The sequence below is a fragment of the Robertmurraya mesotrionivorans genome (genome assembly GCF_050971805.1).
Taxonomy (GTDB): Bacteria; Bacillota; Bacilli; order Bacillales; family Cytobacillaceae; genus Robertmurraya_A.
Genome location: NZ_JBPCCH010000001.1, coordinates 794,489 through 801,637, shown reverse-complemented (window position 1 = coordinate 801,637; position 7,149 = coordinate 794,489). Strand labels below are relative to the sequence as shown.

Sequence of the window (7,149 nt, the reverse complement as noted above, 5' to 3'; positions counted from 1 at the left end):
AGTCCGGTACAATACCGGACTCAGACCTTAAGAGCTGCCTGATGAAATAAAATGTCTAACTTTATGGGGTCACTTCATATAAAGGAGCGTTTTTTTATTGTGGTTGTTGTGAGACTTCCTCCAGATACAAGAAGTCGGTAGTAAGTAGCTCATCAAGTTCTTCATTGGTGAGTGTTTCAAAACGTCCATCCATGTATATTACCTGAGTTTGATTGGGATTAATGCGATTTAAGTTGAAATTCATGCATCTCGCTTCCTTTCAAAAGATGTTGTCTTCATTTTTCACAAAAGGCATAGATTTCATTCACTCCTATCAAACTGTTCATAAAATTTTAAAAATATTATGAACAGTTAGTGAAAGGTTTGTGTCAAATTTTTTTCGGTAACAGAAGTAAATGTGTTATAATTTCAATCGTTAACTGAATAGAAACTGAGGAAAAACATGATGAATCAAACACACACAAAGAAAGACAAAGTCAAACAACTTTTATACATTCTTTTACCCATTCTCGTTACTCAACTTGCTTTATTTTCAATGAATTTTTTTGATACAACCATGTCAGGTCACTACAGTCCGATTGATTTAGCAGGTGTCGCCATTGGTTCGAGTATTTGGACTCCTGTATTTACAGGTTTAAGTGGAATTTTGCTTGCAATAACTCCAGTTGTATCTCAATTAATTGGAGCAAAGAAACGTAAGGAAATACCTTATCAGGTCATTCAAGGAGTTTATCTATCAATCACCCTAGCAATAGTTGTTCTTATCATTGGTGCATTTACATTAGACTATATTCTTCAGTCTATGAGTCTTGAACCAGCTGTTGAACAGATTGCTCATGACTACTTAGTAGCTCTTAGTTTTGGGATTATCCCCCTATTTGTCTATCAAGTATTACGCTCATTTATCGATGCACTTGGAAAAACTAGAGTCACAATGTTTATTGCACTTTCCTCCCTTCCTATTAATATTATCTTTAACTATCTACTTATCTATGGGAAATATGGGTTCCCTGAGCTCGGAGGAGTAGGGGCTGGCTATGCCACGGCCATAACATATTGGATTGTTACAGGGATTGCGATATGGATTATTACTTCTAAAGAGTCTTTCTCAACCTTCCATGTGTTTAGTAAATTTTATCCATTAGCACTAAAAGCTTGGAAAGAACTACTTATGATTGGCATTCCGATTGGCTTAGCAATATTTTTTGAGACGAGTATTTTTGCAGCAGTTACCCTTTTGATGAGTACCTTTAATACCGTTACAATTGCTTCTCATCAAGCGGCTCTTAACTTCGCGTCTTTTCTTTACATGATTCCACTCAGCATATCAATGGCGCTGACAATCGTTGTTGGTTTTGAAGTAGGGGCAAAAAGGTATCGTGATGCGCAAGAATATAGCTGGATTGGATTAATAATGGCAGTTAGTATGGCTCTTGTATGCGGGATCATTTTAGTTCTATTACGAACAGAAATTGCCTCTATTTATACGAGTGATCATGAAGTATTACAATTAACGGCACATTTCTTACTGTATGCATTGTTTTTCCAGCTTTCTGATGCCATCCAAGCACCTGTTCAAGGTGCCCTACGCGGCTACAAGGACGTTAACATCACATTTATTATGTCTCTTGTTTCTTATTGGGTAGTTGGCCTTCCATTCGGCTACTATTTGGGCAATTATACCAATTGGGGTGCTTTTGGTTACTGGATTGGTCTCATTTCAGGATTAGCTGTTGGCGCTATATGTTTATCAAGTCGCCTGATCTATGTACAAAGAAAAATGTATAGTAAGGAGGCCAGCTCTAACTAACGAGCTGGCCTTTTTTCTTCTTTTATACAATTCATATTAGAAATAAACAGATCCACCATTTCACTATCCCACTGGGTACCTCTACCAGAAAGAAGGATATTTAATGCTTTTTCTTCTATCATACCTTTTCGATATGGGCGATCTGACGTCATGGCATCAAAACTATCCGCAACTGCAATAATTCGGCCATAAAGAGGAATTTCTTGTCCTTTTAACCCGTCTGGATACCCTTTTCCATCCATACGTTCATGGTGATGTCTAATACCTGGTAGCATCCCAGCAACTTTACTTGCGGGTTGTACTTGCTTTAATATATTTTCTCCAATCACGGGATGAGCTTTAATATGAGCGAACTCTTCTTCCGTTAATTTTCCTTCTTTAAGCAATACATGGTCAGGAACACCAATTTTTCCTATGTCATGTAATAGTGCTGTTTGATACAGCAGATCTAAATCATCCTTATCTAAATCAAGTGCTTGACCTATTTCAAGGGAGAACTTTGCTACACGTGAAGAGTGACCTGACGTGTATGGATCTCTCGCATCAAGAGTGGTTGAAAGTGATGTCATAAAACTCTCTAATAGCTGTTTATTGGTTGATTCACGTTCGTTAATGGCATTTACCATATGATTAAATCCGATAAACACTTTTGAAAATTCATCTGTATACACATTAGTTTTAATAAAATTATAGTTTTCATTTTTAACATTTTCCATTAATTCCTGTAGTTGACGAAGAGGCCTTTCAATATCTCTTGTCATAAACCTGGACACTAATATGGAATAGATAACAGTAAATACAATAATTAATCCGGCCCATTGCCAATACACTTGCATTTCCATCCCCGTTAGTTGCGACAATTTAATTTGTGCTGCTAAAAGGAAAAGGAGTACAGGCAGAACCCCAATAATCAATACGGTGTATTGAAATTTCTTCTGAATAGCTACAACCATATCATTTTCCAAAAATAAAGAGTTTTCACCTAATCGAAGCATATCCTTCATCGCTATCGAAATTGGTTGTATCGCTCGCAATGTTAAATAAAACTCCGTTAATGCATGAAGAATCGCTACAAATATGGCTGCGATAGTTGAATAAAGGATATAAATCATGGGAACGTGAAGTTTCCCCATAGAAATAAAGATAGCTGCTAACGATGTTGCGGGGATGGATAATCCTAAGAAGTGCGGCAGCATGATTCGTTTCACCGTAAGGATAGGAAACTGATATAGCTGTCTAAGACCTTTTCTTACTTCTTCGTCTTTTACATAGCTTTTAGTAAATACAGCTTTAATAGGCTTGATATGATAATAAAACGTAATAGCTTCGCATGTGAACATACAAAAAACCGAGAGAATCATAATTAATAGTAAATAAAACTGGTCATTGGCAGTGATATCAATAGTTGAAAACATGAGCGTTCCCCCGACTCCGAAGACGGCTAATAAGGAACCAATGATATAATTGGTGATTAGTTGTTTGATAAATTGTTTGTACGTTGTCATTTCCTTCACCTAGTGCTTTCGCTATTTTTGTCACTATCTCATACTATTTTACTATATATGATTCTAAGAAAAAAGAAGGATCCAAGGATCCCTCTTTTTTACTCATCCAGTTAATATTTCTTCGTCCGGATATTTGAAATTCGATTTTTGTGGTCTTGCAAGCATAAACATTAATGTTAACGGTCCGATTTTCCCAATAAACATGACAATGATGATGATCAATTTTCCGAGACCAGTCAAACTAGCGGTTATGCCCATGGACAACCCGACTGTTCCAAAGGCAGAAACTACTTCAAACAACAATGGTAAAAAAGGGATAGGCTCTATTATGTTAATAAGCAATACGGCTAGTACCACAATAAGAACACTTGTCATAGCAATAGCTGTCACTCGTGCAATATATCCAGAAGGAATATTTCTCCTATAAATTTGGATATCATCTCGTCCCTTTAAATAAAAAAACGTGGAGAACAAAATAACCATAAAGGTGGTTAACTTAATCCCACCACCTGTAGAAGCACTACCAGCACCAATAAACATTAATATCGTTATATAAAAGAGCGTTGGATCATTCATTGAACCAATATCAATGGTGTTAAATCCTGCTGTTCTTGGTGAAACTGCTTGAAAGTATGATGCCCAAAGCTTTTCAACGGTTGTTAAGTTACCAAGAGTTTGAGGATTTCTATACTCCAACGCAAAAATGAGTAGAATGGATACGATATTAATTACTAACGTCCCTACGATCATCATCTTACTGTGTAAGCTAAGTTTTGAAAAAGAGTTCTTTTCCTTTAAATCAACTAATACGGTAAATCCAATTCCACCAATTATGAAAAGAGCACTAATAATAATATTAATGATTGGATCACCCACAAACTGAATAAGGTTATCCGGCCAGAGGGCAAATCCAGCATTGTTGAATGCTGAAATAGAGTGAAAAAAACTTGAAAACAGTCCTTTTTTCCAACCAAATTCGGGAACAAGACGAAGTGCTAGAATAATCATTGCAATAAATTCAATGGTAATAGAAAAAAAGAACAAATTCTTAACTAGCTTTATAACCCCACCAATATTTACTTGGTTAAGAGCATGTTGCATAATCAGTCGATGTTTAAATCCAATCTTCTTTCCTAGAACGATAAAAATAAACACAGAAAAGGTCATGATCCCTAATCCACCAAGCTGTATGAGCAATGCGATAATAAATTGTCCTACATACGTGAAGTGTGTTCCTGTATCAACTACACCTAATCCTGTTACCGTCATGGCTGAAACGGTCGTAAATAACGCATCTATAAACGTAATTGGTTTATTAGTTGAAAACGGTAGCAGCAAAAGAATCGTTCCTAAGAAGATAAAAAAGACAAAAACGAAAATTAATAATTGGGCAGGCGTTAATTTTATGGTTTTGTTCATAAAAACCCTTCTTTAGTTAAGATATAAAACAAAATATCATTGGAATACTATTCCAATGATATCGTAAATAATACTATATACTATACCTCTTTGAGAATCCTGTAAAGTGTCATTTGTTATGAACTTTCCCGAGAACGTCCACCCCTCCTGTTACGGGGATAATACTACCGGTTATAAAGCTCGACTGGTCGTCAATGAGAAAAGCGACAACCCTTGAGATATCTTCCCCCGTCCCTGGTCTACCAACTGGTGTACTAGTTAAAACTTGCGATGTTGCCTCTAGTATATTCGACTCTTTCCAAAGACCAGTAATGTCTCCCGGACATACCATATTTGCTGTTATACCATTTTCAGCCTCCTCGAGAGAAAGGGTTCTTGTTAAACTTGCTAGCCCCGTTTTTGCAGCAGCGAAAGCTGAACGATATACCCAGCCTGGTGCTGTTTCCACCCGATCAAATCCAATGGTTATGACTCTTCCCCACTTTTGCTCTCTCATCTTAGGAAGTAATTCTTTTGTTAAATAAAACACCGCATTTAAATTACCATTAATTAAATAATTCCATTCATCAACCGAGTAATCAGTTAGTCTTTTCCTTTCATGAATATATGGGCCCGCGTTATGTATTAGTATGTCTATCGTTATATTTTTTTGTTTGATATATTCACAAATTTTTATACAATCCTGGTGACTAGAAACATCACCCTGAATGAGTTCCATCCTGATTCCATATTCGGCGATTAATCCTTCTGCAAGGTTAATCGCTTCATTTTCACTGCTTCGATAGTTAACAACGAGATTTATTCCTCTTTGAGCAAGCTCCTCGGCAATTTTCTTCCCAATACCCGATACTCCCCCAGTAATCAAAGCTGTTTTTGAATTCAAATCAATAACCTCACAATAACTAAATTTTGTATTCTCTAATAAATATACTAAAAAGAAGTTCGCTTGAATGCAAATATAAAGTGTCTAAATCGTATTTAACCATACCTATATTATTGCATAAGATGTAGTGGAGACTTTTTATAATTAGGGGTGGTACAAATGTTTCCATGGAATATGTTCCCCTTCGGAAAGGATATGAAGGGCAGTTTTCAAGGAATGAAACCTCAGGATGTCGAGAAATACGTCCAGGAGACCATGAGTAAAGTGTTTAGCCAAGGAATGAATGGAGCCGGATTTTCTCCTGAGTTTGCTACAAATTCAGACAGCAACCAGAATTCAAACTCTTTAAAAAGGGACACTCATTCTGCTCATATTTTTGAAACACATGACTTCGTTTTTGCTATGATTCCCATTAAGGACGAAGACTGTCTTCAGAACATTAAAGTCTGTCATACGTCAAATCAGCTTATCATTGAAAATTGCCCAATTGAATCGGAACGTCAAGTATACACCTTACCAGCAACAGTGAAGAAAAAAGGTGGAGTAGCAACTTATAAAGATGGCGTACTTGAAGTAAAGATTCCAAAAAGCACAGATTTTCAATACTCAGAAATTGATGTAAAAGAAATTTATTAAAGGGTGACCATGTGATGTTTTTTAATTATGACTGTAACTTAGAATCATCCTGGAGAAAAGAAGCTGAGTCAGCAATGAAGTGGACGATGGAGCTGCAACAAAAAAACTTTCCTCGCTGTGATTTATATGAAGATGATGAAGGCTTTATTCTAGAAGCAGAGGTACCTGGCATTAAAATAGGTGATATTCATGTAAGATTAGAGAAAGAGTTTTGTATCCTAACCGGTACATGCAGAACTATGAAAGAGGGCATGCGTTATCACATGAAGGAACGACCACATCTTACATTTGAAAAAAAAATAACGCTTCCTTCTCACATTAATAAAGAAGGAATACGTTATTCTCTAACAGAAGGGATATTAACCATTAAACTACCAAAAGAAAACGAAGAGGTCGTTTTAGTTATTCAAAGAGAGGATTAATGACCGCTATGGTCCTCTTCTTCATCCATCATTGAGGAAGATGTATCCTCTTCTTTTTCACTTGCTGTACCCACCACAAACTCTTTTTTAGGCATATTGTGCATGCTTCTTGCAGTAACATGGGCGTATACATAATACGTTCCATCCATATCAAACGTTCTTTCTAGGGAATACACTCCGTTTTCATTGTGCTCTACTTCTATTTTTTCATGATTTTCGTCATTTGCACGCCATATTTCAAAGGCAACTTCATCCGCATCGGTAACCTCTTCTTCCCCATAGGTTACTTTCGCTTCAAATAAAACCTGCTGCCCTTTTTCTGCATGTTCCGGAGTAATCGACAGCTGTACATCTAAAAACTGTGGAGTCTCTTCCTCTTCTTGCGCACAAGCCGCTAAGCTCATAATTAAAAATGTAAACATAATAACAATTAATCCTTTTTTCATTTCTAGTACTCCTTTCAAATTATCCAAA

General features: G+C 36.4%; 7 protein-coding genes. 3 read left to right on the top strand and 4 right to left on the bottom strand.

The genetic code is table 11. The features are described 5' to 3' along the window. The first annotated feature begins 445 nt into the window (after positions 1–445). Entirely contained in the window at positions 446–1,810 is a 1,365-nt protein-coding gene (locus tag ACRX5O_RS04125) for an MATE family efflux transporter (RefSeq protein ID WP_433904767.1), read from the top strand. On the opposite strand, the gene ACRX5O_RS04120 is transcribed toward ACRX5O_RS04125, so the two are convergent. The 3 genes from ACRX5O_RS04120 to ACRX5O_RS04110 form a co-directional block, all read right to left on the bottom strand. Beyond that, complete coding sequence (locus tag ACRX5O_RS04120; RefSeq protein ID WP_433904729.1) at positions 1,807–3,315, bottom strand: HD domain-containing phosphohydrolase; 1,509 nt, start codon at positions 3,313–3,315, stop codon at positions 1,807–1,809. The two genes, ACRX5O_RS04125 and ACRX5O_RS04120, sit on opposite strands and share 4 nt — an antisense overlap. Before the next feature lie 102 nt (positions 3,316–3,417). Then, a complete protein-coding gene (locus ACRX5O_RS04115) occupies positions 3,418–4,734 on the bottom strand; it encodes a TrkH family potassium uptake protein (RefSeq protein WP_433904728.1) in 1,317 nt (438 codons plus the stop codon). A 109-nt stretch (positions 4,735–4,843) separates the two neighbouring features. Continuing rightward, entirely contained in the window at positions 4,844–5,617 is a 774-nt protein-coding gene (locus tag ACRX5O_RS04110) for an SDR family oxidoreductase (protein WP_433904727.1), read from the bottom strand. A 159-nt stretch (positions 5,618–5,776) separates the two neighbouring features. Here ACRX5O_RS04110 and ACRX5O_RS04105 point away from each other — a divergent pair, with 159 nt between their 5' ends. Together ACRX5O_RS04105 and ACRX5O_RS04100 are read left to right on the top strand one after the other, a co-directional pair. Continuing rightward, entirely contained in the window at positions 5,777–6,253 is a 477-nt protein-coding gene (locus tag ACRX5O_RS04105) for an Hsp20/alpha crystallin family protein (protein WP_433904726.1), read from the top strand. Between the two features lie 14 nt (positions 6,254–6,267). Then, entirely contained in the window at positions 6,268–6,675 is a 408-nt protein-coding gene (locus tag ACRX5O_RS04100) for an Hsp20/alpha crystallin family protein (protein ID WP_433904725.1), read from the top strand. Here ACRX5O_RS04100 and ACRX5O_RS04095 read toward each other — a convergent pair. Further along, positions 6,672–7,121 (bottom strand): FixH family protein, encoded by a 450-nt coding sequence (locus ACRX5O_RS04095; RefSeq protein ID WP_433904724.1) that lies wholly within the window; start codon positions 7,119–7,121, stop codon positions 6,672–6,674. The genes ACRX5O_RS04100 and ACRX5O_RS04095 overlap by 4 nt on opposite strands. Positions 7,122–7,149: the final 28 nt, after the last annotated feature.